The sequence below is a fragment of the Streptomyces sp. NPDC111744 genome (assembly GCF_055634995.1).
This window is the reverse complement of record NZ_JBVKCG010000014.1, coordinates 204,831-229,099: the sequence shown is the minus strand read 5'-3', so window position 1 is coordinate 229,099 and position 24,269 is coordinate 204,831. Positions and strand designations below refer to the sequence as shown.

At 70.5% G+C, this 24,269-nt stretch carries 23 protein-coding genes; 11 read left to right on the top strand and 12 right to left on the bottom strand.

The window, feature by feature from the left end; translation table 11 throughout:
* Window positions 1–29: 29 nt before the first annotated feature.
* The 3 genes from ACZ7OO_RS28625 to ACZ7OO_RS28615 all read left to right on the top strand — a co-directional run bounded on the left by ACZ7OO_RS28625 (window position 30) and on the right by ACZ7OO_RS28615 (window position 2,905).
* Window positions 30–725: an SDR family NAD(P)-dependent oxidoreductase gene (locus ACZ7OO_RS28625; protein WP_471509022.1), complete on the top strand. Its 696-nt coding sequence runs from the start codon at window positions 30–32 to the stop codon at window positions 723–725.
* Window positions 722–1,804, top strand: coding sequence for an S-adenosylmethionine:tRNA ribosyltransferase-isomerase (locus ACZ7OO_RS28620; protein ID WP_471509020.1), 1,083 nt, complete (start codon window positions 722–724; stop codon window positions 1,802–1,804). Before ACZ7OO_RS28625 ends, ACZ7OO_RS28620 begins: the two co-directional genes overlap by 4 nt.
* Before the next feature lie 297 nt (window positions 1,805–2,101).
* Window positions 2,102–2,905: a transglycosylase SLT domain-containing protein gene (locus tag ACZ7OO_RS28615; protein WP_471509018.1), complete on the top strand. Its 804-nt coding sequence runs from the start codon at window positions 2,102–2,104 to the stop codon at window positions 2,903–2,905.
* Window positions 2,906–2,987: 82 nt separating this feature from the next.
* Here the strand turns inward: ACZ7OO_RS28615 and ACZ7OO_RS28610 are convergent, their stop codons facing one another.
* Entirely contained in the window at window positions 2,988–5,522 is a 2,535-nt protein-coding gene (locus tag ACZ7OO_RS28610; RefSeq protein WP_471509016.1) for an ABC transporter ATP-binding protein/permease, read from the bottom strand.
* Window positions 5,523–5,754: 232 nt separating this feature from the next.
* Here ACZ7OO_RS28610 and ACZ7OO_RS28605 point away from each other — a divergent pair, with 232 nt between their 5' ends.
* A complete protein-coding gene (locus ACZ7OO_RS28605; protein ID WP_471509014.1) occupies window positions 5,755–8,109 on the top strand; it encodes a streptophobe family protein in 2,355 nt (784 codons plus the stop codon).
* A gap of 245 nt (window positions 8,110–8,354) precedes the next feature.
* A complete protein-coding gene (gene serB / locus ACZ7OO_RS28600; protein ID WP_352226161.1) occupies window positions 8,355–9,563 on the top strand; it encodes a phosphoserine phosphatase SerB in 1,209 nt (402 codons plus the stop codon).
* A gap of 97 nt (window positions 9,564–9,660) precedes the next feature.
* Here the strand turns inward: serB and ACZ7OO_RS28595 are convergent, their stop codons facing one another.
* From ACZ7OO_RS28595 to ACZ7OO_RS28580, 4 genes are all read right to left on the bottom strand, one after another.
* Complete coding sequence (locus tag ACZ7OO_RS28595; protein ID WP_352226160.1) at window positions 9,661–10,179, bottom strand: SixA phosphatase family protein; 519 nt, start codon at window positions 10,177–10,179, stop codon at window positions 9,661–9,663.
* Window positions 10,180–10,258: 79 nt separating this feature from the next.
* A complete protein-coding gene (locus ACZ7OO_RS28590) occupies window positions 10,259–10,465 on the bottom strand; it encodes a hypothetical protein (protein WP_471509012.1) in 207 nt (68 codons plus the stop codon).
* A gap of 168 nt (window positions 10,466–10,633) precedes the next feature.
* On the bottom strand, window positions 10,634–10,750 hold the full coding sequence (locus ACZ7OO_RS28585; protein WP_089107830.1) for an SGM_5486 family transporter-associated protein: 117 nt from the start codon (window positions 10,748–10,750) through the stop codon (window positions 10,634–10,636).
* A 169-nt stretch (window positions 10,751–10,919) separates the two neighbouring features.
* On the bottom strand, window positions 10,920–12,209 hold the full coding sequence (locus tag ACZ7OO_RS28580) for a CynX/NimT family MFS transporter (RefSeq protein WP_471509010.1): 1,290 nt from the start codon (window positions 12,207–12,209) through the stop codon (window positions 10,920–10,922).
* A gap of 102 nt (window positions 12,210–12,311) precedes the next feature.
* On the opposite strand from ACZ7OO_RS28580, the gene ACZ7OO_RS28575 reads away from it, so the two are divergent.
* Window positions 12,312–13,004, top strand: a complete 693-nt coding sequence (locus tag ACZ7OO_RS28575; RefSeq protein WP_471509008.1) for a FadR/GntR family transcriptional regulator — start codon at window positions 12,312–12,314, stop codon at window positions 13,002–13,004.
* Here the strand turns inward: ACZ7OO_RS28575 and ACZ7OO_RS28570 are convergent.
* The 3 genes from ACZ7OO_RS28570 to fabG all read right to left on the bottom strand — a co-directional run bounded on the left by ACZ7OO_RS28570 (window position 12,982) and on the right by fabG (window position 15,013).
* A complete protein-coding gene (locus ACZ7OO_RS28570) occupies window positions 12,982–13,332 on the bottom strand; it encodes a hypothetical protein (RefSeq protein ID WP_471509006.1) in 351 nt (116 codons plus the stop codon). The genes ACZ7OO_RS28575 and ACZ7OO_RS28570 overlap by 23 nt on opposite strands.
* Before the next feature lie 188 nt (window positions 13,333–13,520).
* Window positions 13,521–14,288: an enoyl-ACP reductase FabI gene (gene fabI, locus ACZ7OO_RS28565; protein WP_471509004.1), complete on the bottom strand. Its 768-nt coding sequence runs from the start codon at window positions 14,286–14,288 to the stop codon at window positions 13,521–13,523.
* Window positions 14,289–14,293: 5 nt separating this feature from the next.
* Window positions 14,294–15,013, bottom strand: coding sequence for a 3-oxoacyl-[acyl-carrier-protein] reductase (gene fabG, locus ACZ7OO_RS28560; protein WP_471509002.1), 720 nt, complete (start codon window positions 15,011–15,013; stop codon window positions 14,294–14,296).
* 236 nt (window positions 15,014–15,249) lie between these two features.
* Between fabG and ACZ7OO_RS28555 the strand changes: the two genes are divergently transcribed.
* The 3 genes from ACZ7OO_RS28555 to tyrS all read left to right on the top strand — a co-directional run bounded on the left by ACZ7OO_RS28555 (window position 15,250) and on the right by tyrS (window position 19,587).
* Window positions 15,250–16,773 carry a TldD/PmbA family protein gene (locus ACZ7OO_RS28555; protein WP_471509000.1) on the top strand — a complete coding sequence of 508 codons (1,524 nt, stop codon included), beginning with the start codon at window positions 15,250–15,252 and terminating at the stop codon, window positions 16,771–16,773.
* 82 nt (window positions 16,774–16,855) lie between these two features.
* Window positions 16,856–18,250 (top strand): metallopeptidase TldD-related protein, encoded by a 1,395-nt coding sequence (locus ACZ7OO_RS28550; RefSeq protein WP_471508998.1) that lies wholly within the window; start codon window positions 16,856–16,858, stop codon window positions 18,248–18,250.
* Between the two features lie 68 nt (window positions 18,251–18,318).
* On the top strand, window positions 18,319–19,587 hold the full coding sequence (gene tyrS, locus ACZ7OO_RS28545) for a tyrosine--tRNA ligase (protein WP_471508996.1): 1,269 nt from the start codon (window positions 18,319–18,321) through the stop codon (window positions 19,585–19,587).
* 70 nt (window positions 19,588–19,657) lie between these two features.
* Here the strand turns inward: tyrS and ACZ7OO_RS28540 are convergent, their stop codons facing one another.
* Window positions 19,658–19,936 (bottom strand): GlsB/YeaQ/YmgE family stress response membrane protein, encoded by a 279-nt coding sequence (locus tag ACZ7OO_RS28540; protein ID WP_471508994.1) that lies wholly within the window; start codon window positions 19,934–19,936, stop codon window positions 19,658–19,660.
* A 245-nt stretch (window positions 19,937–20,181) separates the two neighbouring features.
* Between ACZ7OO_RS28540 and ACZ7OO_RS28535 the strand changes: the two genes are divergently transcribed.
* Entirely contained in the window at window positions 20,182–20,580 is a 399-nt protein-coding gene (locus ACZ7OO_RS28535) for a DUF3099 domain-containing protein (protein WP_471508992.1), read from the top strand.
* A gap of 234 nt (window positions 20,581–20,814) precedes the next feature.
* Window positions 20,815–21,036 (top strand): hypothetical protein, encoded by a 222-nt coding sequence (locus ACZ7OO_RS28530; protein WP_471508990.1) that lies wholly within the window; start codon window positions 20,815–20,817, stop codon window positions 21,034–21,036.
* Between the two features lie 17 nt (window positions 21,037–21,053).
* Here the strand turns inward: ACZ7OO_RS28530 and moaA are convergent, their stop codons facing one another.
* The 3 genes from moaA to ACZ7OO_RS28515 form a co-directional block, all read right to left on the bottom strand.
* Window positions 21,054–22,043: a GTP 3',8-cyclase MoaA gene (moaA, locus tag ACZ7OO_RS28525; RefSeq protein ID WP_471508988.1), complete on the bottom strand. Its 990-nt coding sequence runs from the start codon at window positions 22,041–22,043 to the stop codon at window positions 21,054–21,056.
* 154 nt (window positions 22,044–22,197) lie between these two features.
* Window positions 22,198–23,817: a solute symporter family protein gene (locus ACZ7OO_RS28520; protein WP_471508986.1), complete on the bottom strand. Its 1,620-nt coding sequence runs from the start codon at window positions 23,815–23,817 to the stop codon at window positions 22,198–22,200.
* Window positions 23,814–24,170, bottom strand: a complete 357-nt coding sequence (locus ACZ7OO_RS28515; RefSeq protein ID WP_471508984.1) for a DUF485 domain-containing protein — start codon at window positions 24,168–24,170, stop codon at window positions 23,814–23,816. Before ACZ7OO_RS28515 ends, ACZ7OO_RS28520 begins: the two co-directional genes overlap by 4 nt.
* Window positions 24,171–24,269 lie beyond the last annotated feature (99 nt).

The following is a 24,269-nucleotide window of genomic DNA, read 5'->3' as shown; positions in this document are numbered from 1 at the left end:
AGGCGGACGGAGCCGAGGGGACGGTTGTCATGCCGGTAGCGATCATCACGGGGGCGTCGAAGGGACTGGGGCGGGCGCTGGCGGAGGCGCTGGCCGCGCGCGGCTGGGATCTGGTGCTGGACGCGCGGGGTGCGGGGGCCCTGAAGGAGGCGGCGGAGGCCGTCGCGGGGCCCGGGAGGCGGGTGGCGGCGCTGCCCGGCGATGTCACGGACGCCGGGCACCGGGCCGAGCTGGTGGACGCCGCGCGTGCGCTGGGCGGGGTGGACCTGCTGGTGAGCAACGCCAGCGCGCTGGGTGCCGAGCCGCTGGTGCGTCTCGGCGAGCTGCCGGTGGCGGGGCTGCGCCGGGCGCTGGAGGTGAATGTGGTGGCCGCGCTGGGCCTGGTCCAGGAGGCGCTGCCGCTGCTGCGGGAGTCGGCGGCGGGGTCGGTGATCGCGGTCAGCTCGGACGCGGGCGCGGAGCCGTACGAGACCTGGGGCGGCTACGGCGCCTCGAAAGCGGCCCTGGACCAGCTGGCGGCGGTGCTCGGCGTGGAGGAGCCGGGGCTGCGGGTGTGGGCGGTGGATCCCGGGGACATGGCGACCGGCCTGTACGCGGCGGCCGTACCGGACGACGACGATCCGCGGCCGGCGCCGGAGAGCGTCGTACCGGCGTTCCTGCGGTTGCTCGACGAGCGGCCGGCCAGCGGGCGGTACGGGGCGCCCGCTCTGGTGGAGGGGCGATGAGGACCGCCCTGCGGGTGCCGGAGGAGTTGTCCGCGCGCGTGCCGGCCGAGCAGCGCGGACCGGGCCTTGAGCGGGATGCCGTACGGCTGCTGGTGTCGCGCGGGACGGTGGTGTCGCATCACGCCTTCACCGAGCTGCCGGTGCTGCTGCGGGCAGGGGACCTGCTGGTGGTGAACACCTCGCCGACGCTGGCGGCCGCCGTGGACGGGCGCGCCGGGCACGCGCGCGTGGTGGTGCACTTCTCCACACGCGGGGACGACGGCCGGTGGGCGGTCGAGCTGCGGGAACCGGACGGCAGGGGGACGACACGCGCGCGTGCGGGCGCATCCGCGGGGAGTGAGGTGCGGCTGCCCGGGGGCGGCCGGCTGGTGCTGACGGAGCCGCTGAGCGCACGGGGCGAGCGGCTGTGGTGGGCGCGGGCCTCGGGGAACGTGCCGGGGATGCTGCGGGAGCACGGGCGGCCCATTCGTTACTCCTATACGGACCGGGACCAGCCGTTGTCCGTGTACCAGACGGTGTTCGCGCTGCCCGCGGCCGACGGAGCCGGGAGTGCGGAGATGCCGAGTGCGGCGCGGCCCTTCACCGCGCGGCTGGTGGCGGAGCTGGTGAGCCGGGGTGTGCAGTTCGCGCCGATCACGCTGCACACGGGGGTGTCGTCGGCGGAGGCGCACGAGCCGCCGTACGCGGAACGTTTCGCCGTGCCGGAGGCGTCGGCGCGGCTGATCAACGCGGCCAAGGGCGGTGGCAGGCGGGTCGTCGCCGTCGGGACGACCGCCGTGCGGGCCGTGGAGTCGGCAGCCGGGGCCGACGGGGTGGTGCGGGCGGCCGAGGGGTGGACGGAACTTGTCGTGACGCCCAAGCGGGGGGTGCGGGTGGTGGACGGGCTGCTGACCGGGCTGCACGAGCCGGAGGCCTCGCATCTGCTGATGCTGGAGGCGGTCGCGGGACGGGCCGCCGTCGACCGCAGCTACGAGGAGGCGCTGCGCGGGCTCTACCTGTGGCACGAGTTCGGGGACGTGCACCTCATCCTCCCGGAGGAGGAGCCTCACACAGAGCATTGCTCCAGCAACTCCTGGTGAGATTCATGCGTGGCCGATGTGAGGCCGCACATAGGGCGCACATCACGTACGAACGGACATAGGAGATAAAGGGTCCCACGGTGAACGGGACAGACGACCTAGTCTGTCCCGTTTTGCCCTTCCGGGCTCTACTACAGGGGATCGTACGTCACACCTTTGCCAGGGCATTTTGCTGCCGCTAAGAATGGCTCCCGTCGCTCAGCACCGCGGGTTCTTACCGCGGTGTTCGTGCAGGAGGAGCCGGTCTCCCCCGCGGACAACGAGCGACCTCCGCGATATTCGAAGAGGTCCACCGCCATGCCCAAAAGCAGCCACAGTCCCGCGCTGACCAAGCATTACAAGATCGCGCTCGCCGGTGTCGCCACGCTTGGCGCCGCCGCCCTCGCCTTCTCCGCCGTGCCCAGCAGCGCGGAGACCGTCGTGACCGGGTCTCCCCAGACCGCGGCCCAGGTGGCCTACGGCACGGAGCAGATCAAGGACGTCAAGGGCACGGTCACCGACCAGCTCGCGTTCCAGAACGTCAAGGTCGAGGCGATCGCCGCCAAGAAGAAGGCGACCACGGCCCACGAGCTTCACCTGGCCCACGTGAAGAAGGCCCACGCGGCCCACACCGCCAAGGTCAAGGCCGCTCACGCCGCCAAGGTCAAGGCCGCCCAAACCGCCCACGCGAAGCACGTCGCGGCCGCCGCCAAGCAGGCCGCCCAGGCGCACGCCGCCAAGCAGGCCGCGAGCCGGTCCGCGCAGCGCCCGCAGATCCAGCAGGTCGCCGCGAAGACCTACTCCAACAACCTCGACGGCTGGATCCGCCAGGCTCTCGACATCATGAAGGCCAAGGGCATCCCGGGCTCCTACAACGGCCTGCACCGCAACATCATGCGGGAGTCCTCCGGCAACCCGAACGCCATCAACAACTGGGACATCAACGCCATCAACGGCGTTCCGTCCAAGGGCCTGCTCCAGGTCATCCCGCCGACCTTCTCCGCGTACCACGTCAACGGCACGTCCTGGAACATCTACGACCCGGTAGCCAACATCACCGCCGCCGCCAACTACGCGGCCGGCAGGTACGGCTCGATCGACAACGTCAACAGCGCGTACTGAGGCCCGGCGCGGACCTCTGCACGCACACGCCGAAGGGCGGCACCCCACTGCGGGGCGCCGCCCTTCGGCGTCGTACGGGCGACTACTTGCGCATGACCTCGGGCTCGTGGCGGCGCAGGAAGCGGGCCACCAGGAAGCCGCAGATCACACCGAGGACGATCAGCGCGGCCATGTCCATGGTCCAGGCACCGGCCGTGTGGTTCCACAGCGGGTCCGTGCTCGTCGGGTCGGCGGTGTTGGGTGCGATGTTGTTGAAGTCCAGCGTGGCGCCGTCGGCACCCACCGCCCAGCGGGACGGCATCAGGTACGAGACCTGGTTGACGCCGACCGCTCCGTTCAGGTTGAACAGGCAGCCGGTGAACACGACCTGGATGATCGCGAACATCACCAGCAGCGGCATGGTCTTCTCGGACGTCTTCACCAGCGAGGAGATGACCAGGCCGAACATCATCGAGGTGAAGCCGAGCCCCATGATCGGGATACAGAGCTCGAAGAGGGTGGAGTGGCCGAGGACCACGCCCTCGCCCGGGATCTCCCGGCTGGAGAAGCCGATCAGGCCGACCATCAGGCCCTGCAGCACGGTGATCACGCCGAGCACGACCACCTTGGACATCAGATACGCCGACCGGGACAGGCCGGTCGCCCGCTCCCGTTCGTAGATGACCCGTTCCTTGATCAGCTCGCGCACGGAGTTCGCGGCGCCCGCGAAACAGGCGCCGACGGCGAGGATCAGCAGGACCGTGGTCGCCGTGCCGTTCGGGACGGGCACCCCGGTCTTCGAGTTCACCGGGTTCACCAGTAGACCCTTTTCGCTGTCGATCAGCAGACTGACCGCGCCGAGCACCGCCGGCAGGATCACCGTCAGCGCCAGGAAGCCCTTGTCGGAGGCGATGACCGCCACGTACCGGCGCACCAGGGTCAGCAGCTGCGACCCCCAGCTCTGCGGCTTCTTCGGCCTCATCGCCTGCATCGCGGGCATCTGTACGGACTGCGGGGCGATCGCGTCGATGTCCGCGGCGTACATCTGGTAGTGCTGCGAGCCCTTCCAGCGGCCCGCCCAGTCGTAGTCGCGGTAGTTCTCGAAGGCGGAGAAGACATCGGCCCAGGTGTCGTAGCCGAAGAAGTTCAGCGCCTCCTCGGGCGGGCCGAAGTAGGCGACCGCGCCGCCCGGCGCCATCACCAGGAGCTTGTCGCACAGCGCCAGCTCGGCCACCGAGTGGGTGACGACGAGGACGGTACGGCCGTCGTCGGCGAGGCCGCGCAGCAGCTGCATGACATCGCGGTCCATGCCCGGGTCGAGGCCCGAGGTGGGCTCGTCGAGGAAGATCAGCGACGGCTTGGTGAGCAGCTCCAGGGCCACCGAGACCCGCTTGCGCTGGCCGCCGGAGAGGGACGTGACCTTCTTGTCCTTGTGGATGTCGAGCTTCAGCTCGCGCAGCACCTCGTCGATGCGGTCGTCGCGCTCCTGGCCGGTGGTGTCGGCCGGGAAGCGCAGCTTGGCCGCGTACTTGAGGGCCTTCTTGACGGTCAGCTCCTTGTGCAGGATGTCGTCCTGCGGGACCAGACCGATGCGCTGGCGCAACTCGGCGAACTGCTTGTACAGGTTGCGGTTGTCGTACAGCACCTCGCCCTCGTTGGCGGGGCGGTAGCCGGTGAGCGCCTTCAGCAGGGTCGACTTGCCGGACCCGGACGGGCCGATGACCGCGATCACGGACTTCTCCGGGACGCCGAAGGACACGTCCTTGAGGATCTGCTTGCCGCCGTCGACGGTGACCGTCAAGTGTCGTGCGGAGAAGGAGACTTCACCGGTGTCGACGAACTCCTCGAGCCGGTCGCCGACGATCCGGAACGTGGAGTGGCCGACACCGACGATGTCGCTCGGGCCGAGCAGGGCACTGCCGCTCTTGGCGATCGCCACACCGTTGACGTACGTGCCGTTGTGCGAGCCCAGGTCGCGGATCTCCATGCGGCCGTCGGGCGTGGAGTGGAACTCCGCGTGATGGCGCGAGACCTGCAGGTCGGACACGACCAGATCGTTCTCCAGGGCACGGCCGATGCGCATCACACGGCCGATGGAGAACTGGTGGAACGTGGTCGGGCTGCGGTCGCCGTAGACCGGCGGCGCCCCCGCGCCACCACCGGAGGCCATGGCCGGGGCGCCCTGCTGCTGCGGGATCGCCGACGGGGCCTGCTGCCAGCCTTGTTGCGGAGCCGGCTGCTGCTGCGGAGCCGCCGGCTGGGACCAGCCCGCGCCGCCCGCGCCCTGGGCCGCGTACGGCTGCTGCCGGGGCTGGGGCTGGGATACGGCGGTCGCCGCGCCGGAGAGGCTCAGGCGGGGTCCGTCGTTGGCGTTGCCGAGGTGTACGGCCGAGCCCGGGCCGATCTCCGTCCGCTGGACGCGCTGGCTCTGCACGAAGGTGCCGTTGGTGCTTCCGTGGTCCTCGATGACCCAACTGCGGCCGTCGAAGCTGATCGTGGCGTGCCGCCAGGAGACCCTGGCGTCGTCGAACACGAGGTCCCCCTGCGGATCGCGTCCGAGGGTGTAGGACCTGGACGGGTCGAGCGTCCAGGTACGTCCGTTTGATTCCAGTACGAGTTCCGGCACTCCAAGCCCCATGAATAGTCCCCCGAGTTACCCCCATCACAGGGAGTCTAGGGATGTCGAACATCGTCGGGAACTATTTCAGGCTCGGCCCTCTGACCGAAAGTCGGGCCTTGCGGAGGGCTCGTACGAGCGCTTCAACTCTTTCCGTTGACGGGGTTGAAACCGGGCCGGAGAGTGGTAATCCACGCGAGGGGGACAAGCGCGGCGGAGCGGCCCGGCGCGTCCGCGGATCGGGGGGTCAGCCATGAGTTCTGGCACGTCCGGCACGGGAGTCGAGAACACGAGGCACGGCGCGCGGCTGCCATGGGGAGACATCCTGCTGTCCGCGATCGCCGCCGTGAGCTGGGCGTTGATCGGAATGGCGGGTACTGCGGCGCTGGGTCTGCATCTGCTGCAGGCGGACACGGCGGGCTCACTGGGCCCGATGACAGCGGCGGTTGTGGCACTCGGTGCGGGTGGTTCGGTCACGCCGAACGGCGACCTGTCTGCATTCGGTCTGAAAGGGGCGCAGGCCACCACGGCCATCGAGATCACGCCACTGGGTGTGAGCCTGGTGGGAGCCCTCCTGCTGTCCTGGTTCTTCTTACGGTCCCTGCGCACGGCCGGAGTTGTGATCGCACCGGCCGAACTGCTGGCCCGCGCGGGCTCGGTGGTCGTGCTGTTCGTGGCGACGCTGGGCGGCCTGGCCTGGGCGGGGCATTCCGTCGTGACGATCGACGGCGGTGCGCCGGGGCTGGACAAGCTGCCGGGCACCGGCGGGGGAGGGGGCGGTCTCAAGATCCCCGGAATCGGGGATGTCGGCGGGCTGCTGCCGGACCGCCTCGGAGACCTCGTACACGCGAACGCGGCGGTCGGCTTCAGCGTGGACACGGCGGCGACCCTGCTCGGCGGCCTCGGCTGGTCGGTCGGCATCCTGCTGATCGCCCTGCTCGCCTCCCGGCGTACTCCGCTGCCGCGCGGCTGGGAGGTGGTGCACCGGGTGGTACGGCCGGCGGTCTCCGCCCTGGTGACCGTGCTCCTGGTGGCGGTCGCGGCGGGCTGGGCGGCGGCAGCCTATGCGGCGGTCGGCGACCCGCACCCGGCCCGGATCATGGGCGCGGCACTGCTCGGCGCCCCGAACGGCGTCTGGCTCGGCATCCCGATCGGCCTCTTCGTCCCCTTCGACGGCAGGGCGACGGGCGTCCTCACCATGTTCCTGCCGCACCCCCTGGACGACCTCCTGAACTCGCCGTCCGACCAGTCGGTGACCCTGGGACACCTGGCCGACCTGGACGGGCGGGTGTGGCTGCTGGGCATCGCCGCGGCGCTGCTGATGCTGCTGGCCGGGGTGTTCACGGCGGCTCGGACGCCGGTGGTCGGCCCCGGGGCCGGTGGGGTGGCGGGGGCGCGGCGGGGCTCACGCGACGACGCGGACGGCAGGGGCGGGCGGGGCTCGCGCCCGGGCGCGCTCGGTTTCGCCGGGCGGTGTGCGGTGCGGCTGGGGATCGTGACCGCGCTCACGCTGCCGTTGCTGGCCTGGCTGACGGACGTGTCCGTGGACGCGTCGCTGTCGGTGCTGGGCTTCGACGCCTTCGGCGCCGGCATCGAACTGCACGGGCAGTTGGGCATGGCACTGCTCCTCGGGGCGGCCTGGGGTGCGGCGGCGGGAGCGGCGGGGGCGCTGCTGGCATGGACGACCGGCGCAGCCGGTACACGCACGGCACGGCTGGCACTGGGTGGCGCGGGAAGCGGTGACGCGGGCGACGAAACGACGTATCCGGTGGGGAGCGGGACTCCGGAACGGACCGGAAGCGGGGCGACGGGGCCTTACGCACCGGTGACTCCGTACCGTCCGCCGAATCCGAACACGAATCCCTATCTCCGGGTACCGAACGAGCTGCGGGAGACGGGGGGCAGCGGCCAGGAGTCCCGGCCCGAGAGGCCAGGGGAACGGCGGAGCCCGGCGCCGTACGACGGTGGGGCGTCCTGGCCCGATGCACGGCAGGAACGGCAGGCCCAGGCGCCGTACCCCGACAGCCGGACGCGCCAGCCCGACGCGCCGCGGCAACCGCGGTCCCCGGGCGCGCACAACAGGCAGACGCCCCCGTCCGACGCACCGCAGGAACGACAGGCCCAGGCGCCCTACGACGGACGGGCACCCTGGGCCGGCACGCCGCAGGAACCGCAGGACTCCAGGCCCGCGGAGGGGCGGGGCGGCCGGCCCGGGGGTGCGCGGGAGCCGCGGGACTCGGTGGGGCCGTACGGGAGTCCGGGGCCCTGGGGCGGTGGGGCGCCGAGGTCTGGGGGGACGCCGGCGAGCGGGCCGGGCGGGCCGGGCCATCGGTCGCCATCGGGTGCATCGGACCCGGTGGACGGTCGGTCCGACGGTCGTCGGTCGTCGGAGGAGTGGCGGTCCGGTAGCGGTGACGATCCCTCCGAGCTACCGCCTGGTTCCGACGATGTGTACGGCGCTCCCACCATGGCCCGGCCGATCGACCCGCCGCCCCGCTCCTCGCGGCGCGGCCGAAGGGCCCCGGACGATCCGGACGCGGGTCCCCCGCCGCCTCCCCCGCCTCCCCCGCCTCCTCCCGCGTCGCCGCCCCGGCGGCCCCCTCGGTGAGGTCGCCCGCCGGGGCGGGCGCGGCGGTGTGGCCGGTGGTGTCTGCACCGTGCGTGGACCGGTGCTGAACTGTGTGCGAAGGCGACGGTCCAGGAGGGAGGCACCTCGGTCTCCGACATCGCACGCACGTTCGTCCGAAGCGCGGAAGCAAGGCCTCGGACACCGACCCGACACTTGTTGTTCCGTGTCCGTCAGGCGGACGACCTGCGCCGCGGGCACTGCGTGCCGGTTACGGTGGTTACACCATGAGCGATCCGCAGACCTCCGAGGTCCCCACTCTCCTCGTCAAGATTTTCGGCAAGGACAGGCCGGGCATCACGGCCGGCCTCTTCGACACCCTTGCCGCGTACATGGTCGACGTGGTCGACATCGAGCAGGTCGTCACGCGAGGCCGGCTGGTGCTGTGCGCGCTCGTGACCCACCCCGCGGCGGGGCTTGAGGGTGACCTCAGGGCGACCGTGCACGGCTGGGCCGAGTCCATGAAGATGCAGGCGGAGATCATCTCCGGCCACGGCGACAACCGCCCGCGTGGTCTGGGCCGCTCCCTGGTCACCGTCCTCGGTCACCCCCTGACCGCTGAGTCGACGGCCGCCATCGCCGCCCGGATCGCCAAGACGGGCGGCAACATCGACCGTATCTTCCGGCTCGCCAAGTACCCGGTGACGGCAGTGGAGTTCGCGGTGTCCGGCGTGGAGACCGAGGCACTGCGCACCGCCCTGGCCTCCGACGCGGCCGAGCTCGGCGTGGACGTGGCGGTGGTCGCGGCGGGCCTGCACCGGCGGGCCCAGCGTCTGGTCGTCATGGACGTGGACTCGACGCTCATCCAGGACGAGGTGATCGAGCTCTTCGCCGCGCACGCCGGCTGCGAGGACGAGGTCGCCGAGGTGACGGCGGCCGCGATGCGCGGGGAACTGGACTTCGAGCAGTCGCTGCACGCGCGCGTGGCGCTGCTGAAGGGGCTGGACGAATCGGTCGTACAGAAGGTGCGCGCCGAGGTACGGCTGACGCCGGGCGCCCGGACCCTGATCCGCACGCTGAAGCGGCTCGGCTACCAAGTCGGCGTCGTCTCGGGCGGTTTCACCCAGGTCACCGACGATCTGCAGGAGCGGCTCGGGCTGGACTTCGCCCAGGCCAACACGCTGGAGATCGTCGACGGGAAGCTGACCGGCCGGGTGACCGGCGAGATCGTGGACCGTGCTGGCAAGGCACGGCTGCTGCGCCGGTTCGCCGCCGAGGCGGGCGTACCGCTGTCGCAGACGGTGGCCATCGGTGACGGCGCCAACGACCTGGACATGCTGAACGCGGCCGGTCTCGGTGTCGCCTTCAACGCCAAGCCGGTGGTCCGCGAGGCCGCGCACACGGCGGTTAACTTCCCCTTCCTGGACACGGTCCTGTATCTGCTGGGCGTCACCCGCGAAGAGGTCGAGGCGGCGGACACCCACGACGAGAGCTGAACCGCCCGGCGATCCCGATACGAGGGGCCCGGCACCGAGGAGATCGGTGCCGGGCCCCTGGTCGTCCCGCGGCGGAGAGCGGTGGCCTTCGGTGATCTCAGTCGGAGGGCGCCCAGTAGTCCACGAGCGTGGCCACGCCGGGTTCCAGGGTCTTCCAGGAGCCCTCGAAGGTCACGACGGCGAAGGCGGCAGCGGGAAAGCCCCGGCTGTTCATCCGCTCACGGGCATCGCCCTCGGAGCTGCCGGCCAGGATCTCGGTCACGCCGTGCACGCCGGGGTTGTGGCCGATGAGGATGACGTCATGCGCGTCCTCGGGCACCTCGTTGAGCACGGCGATCAGCTCGCCCGGCGAGGCGTCGTACACCCGCTCCTCATAGACTGTTTTCGGCCGGTGCGCAAGCTCATGGACGGCGAGTTTCCAGGTCTCCCGCGTGCGCACGGAGGTGGAGCACAGGGCCAGGTCGAAGGTGATGCCGCTGTCCGCCAGCTTGCGCCCGGCGACGGCTGCGTCCATTCGGCCCCGGTCAGCGAGCGGCCGCTCGTGGTCGGTCACCTGTGGCCAGTCGGCTTTCGCATGGCGGAAGAAGACGATCCTGCGGGATTCTGCGACGCTCATGTCACCCAGCTTCGCACGAAACAGGCCATCAGGCGCAGGGAGTTGACATGCGGCTTCGCCCTGTCCGGAGGCGGTGGGGCTAACGCGTGATGATCTGCTGGACCCGCTCGACGAGATGGGTGACGGCCGGGTCACCGGTGGTCGCGTGGGCGTCGGCCGGGTTCAGTATCAGCACCAGCAGGGCGACGAAGGCGAGCGCGGGCAGGGCGAGGGCCCACCAGGGCAGCCGGACGTCGACGCTGCCCGGGGTGGCGGGGTGGGGCAGGGGGTGCGTACGGGCCGGCATGATCGCCTCCGCTGGTCTCCGGGCTTCGGTGACCGCCCCTCGCGGCCACACCTCGAAATTACGGAATCCACGGCCGCCAACCCATCCGGTGATCCACCCACTTGACCCTGACCCTCACCCCCTAGGGGATGGTGGTGCTAGCCCCACCATCGGCCGCCGGGGCGGTGGTCAGGGGGACGCGAGGGTCGCGATGACGGCGATGACGATGAAGATGGCGAAGAACGAGCCGAAGACGATCAGCATCTTCTTCTGACCGTTCTGGGGGTTCGGGTCGAGCACTGGCATGGGACCAGTCTGGCACCCCTCGAAGCGGACGGATCGGGCGGGGTGGCCGCAACACCCCGCCGAGTGCCGGCGGGACCGGGGCGGTGTCCTCGCGTGCCACGTCGGCGCCCGCCGGCGAGCCACGGCCGGTCCGCGCCGGCCGGCGAGCTGCGGCCGGTCCGCGCCGGCCTCAGCCGGCCGCGGCCGCCTCGTCCTCCACCGTGCGGTCGCGGCCCGCCAGGACACCGACGGCCATCTGCGGGATCATCAGCCCGGTCATGAGGGCGATCGGCAGGCCCCAGCCGCCGCTGTGCTGGTAGAGCACGCCCACCAGCAGCGGGCCCGGGATGGAGATGAGGTAGCCGACGCTCTGGGCGAAGGCGGAGAGCTGTACGACGCCCGCACTGGTCCGGGACCGCATCCCGACCATCGTGAGGGCCAGTGGGAAGGCACAGTTGGAGACGCCGAGCAGTAGGGCCCAGGCCCAGGCGCCGCCGGCGGGGGCCGCCCACAGGCCGGCGTATCCGGCGAGGCCGCAGACGCCGAGGGCGATCACGATCGGGCCCTGGTGCGGCAGCCGAGTGGCCACGCGCGGGATGACGAAGGCCAGCGGTACACCCATCACCATGGTGACGGCCAGCAGCAGTCCGGCGGTGCCCGCGGGCACGCCCGCGTCCCGGAAGATCTGCGCCATCCAGCCCATCGTGATGTAGGCGGCGGTGGCCTGGAGCCCGAAGAACACGGCGAGCGCCCAGGCGGTACGGCTGCGGGTGATCCGCAGGGCGGGCGGCTGCCGGTCCGCACGCGCGCGTGCCTCGGCCACGGGCGCCGGCTCCGGTCCCCGGTCCCGGACCAGCGGAAGCCAGGGCAGCACCGCGGCCGCCGCCAGCCCCGCCCACACGGCGAGCCCGGACTGCCAGCCGCCGCCCAGCGCGTCGGTCAAGGGCACGGTCACCGCGGCGGCGATCGAGGTGCCGGCGGCGAGGGCCATCGAGTACAGGCCGGTCATGGAGCCGACCCGGTCGGGGAACCAGCGCTTGACGATGACCGGCATCAGCACGTTGCTGACCGCGATGCCCATGAGCGCGAGTGCGCTGCCGGCCAGGAATCCGCCCGTGCCCCCGACGTAGGGGCGTATCAGCAGACCGGCCGTGATGGCGACCATGCCGGCGCAGACCACCGCCGGCGGCCCGAAGCGGCGGGCGAGGCGGGGAGCCGTGACGCCGAAGACGGCGAAACAGAGCGGCGGCACGGAGGTGAGCAGCCCGGCCACGCTGCCGCTCATGCCGAGCCCGTCGCGGACCTCCTCCAGGAGCGCGCCGAGGCTGGTGATGGCGGGCCGGAGGTTGACCGCGGCCAGCAGGATGCCGACGACGAACAGCCGTGTCGTCCACGCGCGCGTGGCGTTCGCGGGACTCCCACCGGGTGCCGTCGGGCGTGCTGTCGTGGATGTCGGCGCGGTGGTTTCCTCGGCTCCCATACGCCCATCATAGAATCATGGGATGATTGGTTGTCCAGTCTCGGGCGGAGGACCACGGTGACCCCGCCACTTCTGCCCGGCCCTCGCGTGCGAAGGTGTGTCATGCCTCTGAGCCACCCGCGCCGCTCGGCGCTGTCCGAGCAGGTCATCGCCGAGCTGCGGAACCAGATCGCCTCCGGCGAGTGGCCGGTCGGCTCACGCATCCCCACCGAGCCGGAGCTGGTCGAGCAGCTCGGGGTGGCTCGCAACACCGTCCGGGAGGCCGTCCGCGCGCTGGCGCACAACGGCCTGCTGGACATCCGCCAGGGCTCCGGCACGTACGTCGTGGCGACCAGTGAGCTGGCCGGCGTGATGCACCGCCGGTTCGCCGGGGCCGATCCCCGGCACATCGCCGAGCTGCGCTCCACGCTGGAGTCGTCGGCGGCCCGGCTGGCCGCCGCCCGGCGCACGGAGAAGGACCTCAGGCAGCTCGACGCCCTTTTGGTGCGCCGCGAACAGGCCTGGGAGTCGGGCGAGGCAGAGGCCTTCGTGACGGCGGACGCGACCTTCCACCTGGCCGTGGTGGCCGCCTCGCACAACGACGTGATGACGGCGATGTACGCCGACCTGGGCGAGGTGCTGCGGGACTGGCTGCGCGCGGACGTCGGCGCCGAGCTGACGCCGGAGACGTACATGGACCATGCCCGCCTGGTCGACGCGATCCGCGCGGGCGACGTGGACTCGGCCGCCAAGGAGGCGGCCAGCTACCCGTACCTGTGCCGTCCGGGCAGGTTCAGCTCGCCTTCTGGTGGCTGACCCACACCGAGCGGACGTCCTGCCAGCAGCGGCCGGTGAGCCGTACGGTCATCGCCGGCCCGGTGTCGACCGGGGAGCCGTCGGTGTCGATGTCCCACCACTCGGCGCACTCGATGTGCAGCCGTACCCGATCGGTGTCCACATAGGGATTGTGGCAGTAGGCCACCACATGGGAGCCGCGGACGGTCGTCCGGCACGACGCGCCGAACAGCTCCGGGGCCGGCCTGTGACCGCCCGGCACGCGCGCGTGGCACACGGCGTCGTACGGCAGGGCCAGCACAAGGGCGAGGGCCACGGTCACTGGGGCCAGGCTGCGGGACAGGCGCACAAGGGGACCTCCTCGGCCGGGCTGGGGAGGGAATCGCGCGGTGAACGGGTGATCCGACGCGTGCTCCCAGGGTGCGCCGCCGGTACGGCGACGGCCCGGCCGGTGGGCCGAACGGGTGAGGCCCACACCCCTCACGGGATGCGGGCCTCGGCAGGTCCGTAGGTCCGTGCGGACGCTGTCCTTGCGGGTCAGGCGCCGATGGCGTGCAGACCGCCGTCCACGTGGACGATCTCGCCGGTGGTCTTCGGGAACCAGTCGCTCAGCAGGGCGACGATGCCCTTGCCGGCCGGCTCGGGGTCCTTGAGGTCCCACTCCAGGGGGGCGCGGTGGTCCCAGACCGAGGCCAGCTCGCTGAAGCCCGGGATGGACTTGGCGGCCATGGAGCCAATGGGACCGGCGGAGATGAGGTTGCAGCGGATGTTCTGCTTGCCGAGGTCGCGGGCGAGATAGCGGCTGGTGGCCTCCAGGGCGGCCTTGGCCGGGCCCATCCAGTCGTACTGCGGCCAGGCGTACTGGGCGTCGAAGGTGAGGCCGACGACCGAGCCGCCGTTCTGCATCAGCGGCAGGCAGGCCGTGGTCAGCGACTTCAGGGAGTACGCCGACACATGCATCGCGGTCGCGACGGACTCGAAGGGCGTGTTGAGGAAGTTGCCGCCGAGCGCGTCCTGGGGGGCGAAGCCGATGGAGTGCACGACACCGTCGAGTCCCCCGAGCTCCTCACCGACGAGGTCGGCCAGCCGCCCGAGGTGCTCGTCGTTGGTGACGTCGAGCTCGATGACCTTGGTGGGCTTGGGGAGCTTCTTGGCGATGCGCTCGGTCAGCGTGGGCCGCGGGAACGCGGTGAGGATGATCTCGGCGCCCTGCTCCTGGGCCAGCTTGGCCGCGTGGAAGGCGATGGAGGACTCCATCAGCACGCCCGTGATCAGGACACGCTTGCCCTCGAGGATTCCGCTCATGGTGATCAGTGACCCATTCCCAGTCCGCCGTCAACAGGGATGACGGCTCCAGTGATGTACGAGGCGTCGTCCGAGGCGAGGAACCGCACCGTCGCGGCGACCTCCTCGGGCTGCGCGTACCGGCCGAGCGGCACCTGCGACACGATGGTGGCGCGCTGCTCGTCGGTGAGCACCTTGGTCATGTCGGTGTCGACGAAGCCGGGCGCGACGACGTTGAAGGTGATGTTGCGCGAGCCCAGCTCACGGGCGAGGGACCGCGCGAAGCCGACCAGGGCGGCCTTGGAGGCGGCGTAGTTGGCCTGGCCGGGACCACCGTAGAGGCCGACGACCGAGGAGATGAGGACGACGCGGCCCTTCTTGGCGCGCAGCATGGCGCGGTTCGCGCGCTTGACCACGCGGAAGGTGCCGGTGAGGTTGGTGTCGACGACCGAGGTGAAGTCCTCCTCGGACATACGCATCAGAAGCGTGTCCTTGGTGATTCCGGCGTTGGCGATCAGGACCTCGACCGGGCCGTGCGCTTCCTCGATCTCCTTGTAGGCCTGCTCCACCTGCTCGGAGTCGGTGATGTCGCACTTGACGGCGAGGCAGCCCAATTCCTTGAGGACGGCCGGCGGCTCACCCGAGCGGTATGTGATGGCAACCTTGTCGCCGTTGTCGGCGAAAGCGCGGGCGATGGCGAGGCCGATGCCCCGGTTGCCTCCAGTGACGAGAACCGAGCGGCTCAACGGATCACCCTTTCGTTCGGTCTGACCACCCGCCGGAACAGCCGGCACGACAGGTGGCTTCATCGAAAACCTATCGGTCCCGCCGTTACCGCGAGCAAGCGGGCACCGACAGTGGCGCGGGGGTGTCGCTGTCGGGTCCCTACAGAAAGGACCGGCGCCGGGCCGAAACCTGTGGTCCGTATGCCCGCGGGCGCGACATGATCGGGCGGACAGGCCACGACAGCAGGGAGACCTCCGTGCCTCATTCCATCGACGAAGCCTTCACGGCTCTTCCGCTACGGGCCCTGGCCGACGCCGCGCTGGCACGCGCGCGTGCGCTGGGGGCCGAGCACGCGGACTTCCGGTTCGAGCGGGTGCGCAGCGCGTCCTGGAGCCTCAGGGACGCCAAGCCCGCCGGATCGTCGGACAGCACCGACCTCGGATACGCGGTCCGGGTCGTACACGGCGGTACCTGGGGTTTCGCGTCGGGGGTGGACCTGACTTTGGACGCGGCCGCCAAGGTGGCCTCCCAGGCGGTGGCCATGGCGAAGCTCTCGGCGCAGGTCATCAAGGCCGCCGGGTCCGATGAGCGCGTCGAGCTGGCCGGCGAGCCGGTGCACGCGGAGCGGACCTGGGTCTCGTCGTACGAGATCGATCCGTTCAGCGTTCCCGACGAGGAGAAGGCCGCGCTGCTCGCGGAGTGGAGCGCGCGGCTGCTGGCGGCGAACGGCGTCAACCATGTCGACGCCTCGCTGCTCACCGTGCACGAGAACAAGTTCTACGCCGATACGGCCGGGACCGTGACCACCCAGCAGCGTGTGCGGCTGCACCCGCAGCTGACCGCGGTGTCGGTGGACGAGTCGAGCGGCGAGTTCGACTCGATGCGGACCGTCGCACCGCCGGTCGGCCGTGGCTGGGAGTACCTCACCGGCACCGGCTGGGACTGGGACGCCGAACTGGAGCAGATCCCGGAGCTGCTCGCCGAGAAGATGCGGGCGCCGAGCGTCGAGGCGGGGCTGTACGACCTGGTGGTCGACCCGTCCAACCTGTGGCTGACCATCCACGAGTCGATCGGCCACGCCACCGAGCTTGACCGTGCGCTCGGCTACGAGGCCGCCTACGCCGGCACCTCCTTCGCCACCTTCGACCAGCTCGGCAAGCTCAGGTACGGCTCCGAGCTGATGAACGTCACCGGCGACCGCACCGCCGAGCACGGCCTGGCGACCATCGGGTACGACGACGAGGGCGTCGAGGCCCAGTCCTGGGACCTGGTGAAGGACGGCACACTCGTCGGCTACCAGCTGGACCGCAGGATCGCGAAGCTGACCGGTTTCGAGCGCTCCAACGGGTGCGCGTACGCCGACTCACCCGGGCATGTGCCCGTGCAGCGCATGGCCAATGTCTCGCTCCAGCCCGATCCGGGCGGCCTGTCGACCGAGGATCTGATCGGCGGGGTCGACCGCGGGATCTATGTCGTAGGCGACCGTTCCTGGTCGATCGACATGCAGCGCTACAACTTCCAGTTCACCGGCCAGCGGTTCTTCAGGATCGAGAACGGGCGGATCACCGGACAGCTGCGGGATGTCGCCTACCAGGCGACGACCACCGACTTCTGGGGCTCCATGGCGGCCGTCGGCGGCCCACAGACCTACGTCCTGGGCGGCGCCTTCAACTGCGGCAAGGCTCAGCCGGGACAGGTCGCCGCCGTGTCCCACGGCTGCCCCTCGGCCCTCTTCAAGGGCGTCAACATCCTCAACACCACGCAGGAGGCCGGTCGATGAGCGCCAGCACGAGGATCTGCTGGGGGTCCGGGGGTTATCCCCCGGGAAAGCACAGTCTCAACACCACGCAGGAGGCCGGTCGATGAGCGCCCGCAACAACAAGCCGCACGAGATCGTCGAGCGCGCTCTGGAGCTCTCCCGCGCCGACGGCTGCGTGGTCATCGCCGACGAGCACTCCACCGCCAACCTGCGCTGGGCCGGCAACGCGCTCACCACGAACGGCGTCACGCGCGGCCGTTCGCTCACCGTCGTCGCGACCGTCGACGGCAAGGAGGGGACGGCCTCGGGCGTCGTGTCCCGGTCGGCCGTGACCGCCGACGACCTGGAGCCGCTGGTGCGGGCCGCCGAGGCCGCCGCGCGGGGCGCCGGTCCGGCCGAGGACGCGCAGCCACTGGTCACCGGTGTACCGGAGGCGCCGGACTTCACGGACGCGCCCGCCGAGACCTCCTCCGCCGTGTTCACCGACTTCGCCCCGGCGCTCGGCGAGGCCTTCGCACGCGCGCGTGCCGGTGGCCGTGAGCTGTACGGCTTCGCCAACCACGAGCTGGTCTCGACGTACGTCGGCACCTCGACCGGGCTGCGGCTGCGCCACGACCAGCCCAACGGCACCCTTGAGCTGAACGCCAAGTCGCCGGACCGTGCCCGGTCGGCCTGGGCCGGGCGGTCCACGCGGGACTTCAAGGACGTCGACCCGGGCGCGCTCGACGCCGAGCTGGCCGTACGGCTCGGCTGGGCGGAGCGCCGGGTGGAGCTGCCGGCAGGCCGGTACGAGACGCTGCTGCCGCCGACCGCCGTGGCCGACCTGCTGATCTACCAGCTGTGGTCGGCGTCCGGGCGGGACGCGGCCGAGGGGCGGACGGTCTTCTCCAAGCCGGGCGGTGGCACCCGCGTCGGCGAGAAGCTGACCGACCTGCCGCTGACCCTGCGCAGCGACCCGAACGAGCCGGGGCTGGAGTCCGCGCCGTTCGTCGTGGCGCACTCCTCCGGCGGTGACCAGTCGGTCTTCGACAACGGGCTGCCGGTCGGCGCCACCGAGTGGGTCGCTGACGGTGAGCTGAAGCACCTGACGACCACCCGGCACACGGCCGGTCTGACCGGGCTGCCGGTCGCCCCGGCGGGCGGGAACCTGATCCTGGACGGCGGCCAGGACCGCTCCCTGGAGGAGATGGTCGCGGCGACCGAGCGCGGGTTGCTGCTGACCTGCCTCTGGTACATCCGCGAGGTCGACCCGGCCACGCTGCTGCTCACCGGCCTGACCCGGGACGGCGTGTACCTGGTGGAGAACGGCCAGGTCACAGGAGAGGTGAACAACTTCCGGTTCAACGAGTCGCCGGTGGACCTGCTGGGGCGGGCCACGGAGGCCGGGCGCACGGAAAAGACGCTGCCGAGGGAGTGGAGCGACTGGTTCACTAGGGCTGCGATGCCCGCGCTGCGCGTGCCCGACTTCAACATGAGCTCTGTCAGTCAGGGCGTATAACCTCGTAGCCGGTGGTTGCTCGACTGCCCGAAGATCATCCGAAGATCGCCCAAGGAGATACGAGAACCGTGACGGACATCGTCGACGAGCTGAAGTGGCGGGGGCTCATCGCCCTCTCCACGGACGAGGACGCATTGCGCAAGGCGTTCGCGGACGGTCCTGTCACGTTCTATTGCGGCTTCGACCCGACCGCGCCCAGTCTGCACCTCGGCAACCTCGTGCAGATCCTCACGATGCGCCGGATCCAGCAGGCGGGCAACCGCCCGCTGGGCCTGGTCGGGGGTGCCACGGGCCTGATCGGCGACCCGAAACCGACCGCCGAGCGCACGCTGAACGCGCCCGAGGTCGTCGCCCAGTGGGTGGAGCGGCTGCGCGCGCAGATCGCACCGCTGCTCGACTTCGAGGGGCCGAACGCGGCGGTCATGGTCAACAACCTGGACTGGACTCAGGGCATGTCCGCCATCGAGTTCCTCCGGGACGTCGGCAAGCACTTCCGCGTCAACAAGATGATCGCGAAGGAGGCCGTCGCCCGGCGTCTGGAGTCCCAGGAAGGCATCAGCTACACCGAGTTCAGCTACCAGATCCTCCAGGGCATGGACTTCCTGGAGCTGTACCGGCGGTACGGCTGCACGCTGCAGACCGGCGGCAGCGACCAGTGGGGCAACCTCACCTCGGGCACCGATCTGATCCACAAGGTCGAGCCCGACGCCGTGGTCCACGCGCTGGGCACGCCGTTGATCACCAAGGCCGACGGCACCAAGTTCGGCAAGACGGAGTCCGGCACGGTCTGGCTCGACCCGGAGATGACCACGCCGTACGCCTTCTACCAGTTCTGGCTGAACGCGGACGACCGGGACGTCTCCAAGTTCCTGCGGATCTTCAGCTTCAGGTCGCACGACGAGATCGAGGACCTGGAGAAGCAGACCGAGGAGCGTCCGCAGGCGCGGGCGGCCCAGCGGGCGCTGGCCGAGGAGCTGACGACGCTGGTGCACGGCGCCGACCAGACGGCCGCGGTGATCGCCGCGAGCCGTGCGCTCTTCGGGCAGGGGGAGCTGGCGGAGCTGGACGAGAAGACTCTGGCCGCGTCGCTCTCCGAGGTGCCGCACATCCAGGTCGCCGAGCTCGCTCCGGTGGTCGATCTGTTCGCCGAGGTCGGGCTGGTGGCCAGCAAGTCCGCCGCCCGGCGGACCGTGAAGGAGGGCGGGGCCTACGTGAACAACGTGAAGGTGACCGCCGAGGACGAGGTGCCCTCCGTGGAGGAGCTGCTGCATGGGCGGTGGCTTGTGCTGCGGCGGGGGAAGAAGAATCTGGCGGCTGTGGAGGTCGTTGGTTCCTGAGCGCCACAGGGGTGCGGGGTGTTCTGTTGACACAGCCCGCGCCCCTCGGGGGCGTTCAGTTTCCGGCGCCTCAGACTCGGTGCTTGCGCTTGCCCAGCGTCGCCATGTACAGCATGTCTCCCAGGAACACGATGATGATCGCGGCGACCAGCTGGAACAGATGACGGGTCCAGTCGATACCCGGGGTTGCCGCCACGCCCACCGCGCGGGCGACCGCGTTGCCGGCGATCGCGCCCAGCATGCCGAAGATGGTCGTCAGCCAGAGGGGGCTGTGCTGCTTGCCCGGGATGACCGCCTTCGCGATCAGGCCCAGCACGAAACCCACGATGATCGCCCACAACCAGCCCATGGCTGCCTCCTCGTACGGCTCGACGTGAGCATTACGCCAAGTCTCGGCCCGTCCGGCGTACGGCGCATGTCGGTACGGCCGTACGCGGTACGGCGCATGACGTTCACGCAGGCGGGCGGGCGACCCGGTCTCGAAGGCGGCGCAGGCGGGGCGTAACGTAAGAGGTGTCCTGGCCCGGTTCCCCGTACGGGTGCGGACAGAGTACGGGCCTGGGCGAGTCCGATGCGGGCGGATGGTGGAATGTGATGCGGAAGCAGCGTGGCGGCGGCAGCGTCCAGGTGTTCCGGATCACCGGGGCCCGCACCGGCCTTGCGGAGGACGTGCGCGGCCGGCAGCGGCGGTACGTCATCTCCATGACCGTCCGGACCTTGTCGGTGATCTTGGCGGTCACGTTGTGGAACGTGGAGCGGTACGTCGCCGTCGTCGCGTTGGTGCTCGGGGCACTGCTCCCCTACGTGGCGGTCGTCATCGCCAATGCGGGCCGGGAGCGGCCGTCATCGCTTCCGTCGACGTTCGGTGTCGCACCGACAAGGCTGATGATCGCGCCGCCGCGCGCGGAGGACCCGCACCCGGAATCCGTCCCGGAGGACGTGGTGGCCGACCCGGCGGCGGGGGTGCGCGGTGAGCGGCCGGAGTCGGTCTGAGCACCAGGGACGCGGGTTGAGCGGCCGGTGGCTCCACACAAGGCTCAAGAAAAGCTCAGATCAATCGCGCTGTTCCGGTGCCGGGCGACGGGTGACCCATGACATACTGCGTACGCGCTCCGCATCCCCCGTCGGAGCGACGGACCGACGCCGGGCAGCTCCCCCCGTGGCTGCTCGGCGTCGCCTTGTTTGCGGGGCCCGCCTTTGCAAGACAACGCAGCGCAGGACGAAGCAGTGCGAGACGAAGCAGTGAGTGACGTTATCTGTTCAGCGAAGGGTTGCCGGGCCGACGCGGTGTGGGTGCTGGCGTGGAACAACCCGAAGATTCACACGCCGGAGCGGCGGAAGACCTGGCTCGCCTGTGACGAGCACCGGGAGCATCTCTCGCAGTTCCTGGGGGTGCGGGGGTTTTTGAAGGATGTCGTGTTGTTGAGGGAGTGGGAGTCACTCCAGTAGGGCTCCAGTAGGCGGCTCTAGCCTCCGATCGCGGACATCGGCCTCTCCGGCTGTACGAACGACGGGTCGTCCAGGCCCGCCCCCGCCTTCTTTCCCCACATCGCCAGTCGCCAGATGCGGGCGATCTCCTCGTCGGATCCGCCCGAGCGGAGCGCGCCGCGCAGGTCAGTCTCTTCCTTGGCGAACAGGCAGTTGCGTATCTGGCCGTCGGCCGTCAGGCGGGTGCGGTCGCAGGCCGCGCAGAACGGGCGGGTGACCGAGGCGATGACACCGACGCGGTACGGGCCGCCGTTCACCAGCCAGCGCTCCGCCGGGGCCGCCCCGCGCTCGTCCGCGTCCTCGGGCGTGAGGTCGAAGCGGGTGCGGAGCGAGGCGAGGATGTCCCCCGCCGTCACCATGCTGTCGCGCTTCCAGCCGTGCTGGGCGTCCAGCGGCATCTGCTCGATGAAGCGCAGCTCGTAGTCGTGCTCCACCGCCCAGGCCAGCAGGTCGGGGGCCTCGTCCTCGTTCAGACCCGGCATCAGGACCGTGTTGACCTTGACAGGGGTGAGGCCGGCGTCGCGGGCGGCCTGGAGGCCGTCGAGGACGTCCTTGTGGCGGTCACGGCGGGTGAGGGTCTTGAAGACGTCCGGACGGAGAGTGTCGAGGGAGACGTTGACCCGGTCCAGGCCGGCCGTCTTCAGGGCCGTCGCGGTGCGGCGCAGGCCGATGCCGTTGGTCGTCAGGGACATCTGGGGGCGGGGGGCCAGCGCCGCCACCCGCTCCACGATGCCGACCAGGCCGGGGCGCAGCAGCGGCTCGCCGCCGGTGAAGCGGACCTCCTCGATGCCCAGCAGGCGGACGGCGATGTCGATCAGGCGGACGAGCTCGTCGTCGGTGAGCAGGTCGGGCTTGGCCAGCCACTGCAGGCCCTCCTCGGGCATGCAGTACGTACAGCGCAGATTGCACCGGTCGGTCACTGAGACCCTCAGGTCGGTGGCCACCCGGCCGTAGGTATCGATGAGCACGTGGGCCCCCTCCCTCGTCACGGATCAGTTCTCTACCGTCACTAGCGAGCCTACGTGACAACGCTGACATCGCGAGGGTCCCGATGCCACGAGGTACGAGGCGGCCGCGTCGTAGGACCCTACGATCCCGTCGACGCGGCCAGTCGTACGCAGGTCAGTGAGCTCCGGTGCCGGTCAGGGACCGCACCTCCAGTTCCGCGTACTTCGCGGTGTCCGGGACCTCCTTGGACAGCAGGGTGCCCACGACGCCGAGGAGGAAGCCGACCGGGATCGAGATGATGCCCGGGTTCTCCAGCGGGAACCAGTGGAAGTCGACGCCCGGGAACATCGAGGTCTCCTTGCCGGACACCACCGGCGAGAAGAGCACCAGGCCGACCGCGGTGACCAGGCCGCCGTAGATCGACCAGAGGGCGCCCGCGGTGGTGAACCGCTTCCAGAAGAGGCTGTAGAGGATGGTCGGCAGGTTTGCGGAGGCGGCGACCGCGAAGGCGAGCGCGACCAGGCCGGCGACGTTCAGGTCGCGGGCCAGGGCGCCGAGGACGATGGAGACCGCGCCGATGCCGACAGTGGCCCAGCGGGCCGAGTTGATCTCCTGCTTCTCGGTGGCCTGGCCCTTCCTGATGACATTGGCGTAGATGTCGTGCGCGAAGGACGAGGACGAGGCCAGGGTGAGGCCCGCGACCACGGCGAGGATCGTCGCGAAGGCGACCGCCGAGATGGTGGCCAGGAGGATCGCGCCCCAGTTGGAGTCGACGCCGCCCAGATGGAGGGCGAGCAGTGGGGCCGCGGTGTTGCCCGACTTGTTGGAGGCGATGATCTCGTCCGGTTTGATCAGCGCGGCCGCGCCGAAGCCGAGGGCGAGGGTCATCAGGTAGAAGGCGCCGATCAGGCCGATCGCCCAGAGCACGGACTTACGGGCGGCCTTCGCGGTGGGCACGGTGTAGAAGCGGATCAGGATGTGCGGCAGGCCGGCGGTGCCCAGGACCAGGGCGATGCCGAGGGAGAGGAAGTCCAGCTTGCTGGTGCTGGTGGCGCCGTACTTCAGGCCGGGCTCCAGGAAGGCGCTGCCCTTGCCGCTGTTGTCGGCGGCCTTGCCGAGCAGGTCGGAGACGTTGAAGTTGAACTTCCACAGGACCATGAAGGTCAGCAGCAGGGCGCCCAGGATGAGCAGCACGGCCTTGACCATCTGGACCCAGGTGGTGCCCTTCATACCGCCGATGGTGACGTAGACGATCATCAGTACGCCGACCAGGGCGACGATGCCGATCTTGCCGCCGTCGCTGGTGATGCCGAGGAGGAGGGAGACGAGGACGCCCGCTCCCGCCATCTGGGCCAGCAGGTAGAAGATCGACACGACGATCGTCGAGGTGCCGGCCGCGGTGCGGACCGGGCGCTGGCGCATGCGGTACGCCAGCACGTCGCCCATGGTGTAGCGGCCGGAGTTGCGCAGTGGCTCGGCGACCAGGAGGAGGGCGACGAGCCAGGCGACCAGGAAGCCGATGGAGTAGAGGAAGCCGTCGTAGCCGAAGAGGGCGATGGCGCCGGCGATGCCGAGGAAGGACGCGGCGGACATGTAGTCGCCGGAGACGGCGAGGCCGTTCTGGAAGCCGGTGAACTGGCGGCCGCCGGCGTAGAAGTCGGCGGCGTCCTTGGTCTGGCGGCCGGCCCAGATGGTGATGACGAGGGTCGCGGCGACGAACACCGCGAACAGGGTGATGATCAGCGTCCGGTGCTGGCTTGCCTCGCCGGCCGCCATGGTGATCGCGGGGCTCATGCGCCGCCCTCCGTCCGGGACTTGATGGCCTCGGCCTTGGGGTCGAGCTTGGCGGCGGCGTGGTGCGCGTACCACCAGGCGATGAGGAACGTGGTGAGGAACTGGGCGAGGCCGAGGACCAGGGCCACGTTGATGTTGCCGACGACCTTGGTGCCCATGAAGTCGCCCGCGTAGTTGGAGAGCAGGACGTACAGCAGGTACCAGGCGATGAAGCCGACGGTCAGCGGAAAGGCGAAGGAGCGGTAGGAGTGCCGCAGTTCGGTGAACTCCGGACTCTGCTGCACCTCGGCGAACTCCTCGCTGGAGGGGAGCCGGGTCTGCGTGTTCGAGGGCGGTGGTTTCTCGGTAGCCACGGAGTCTCCTCGCGATACGGACATGCGGATTCTGACCTCACAGACACTTGGATCACCTACCCGGAGTGATGGAGCGGCTCCCGTAAGTGATACCGACAG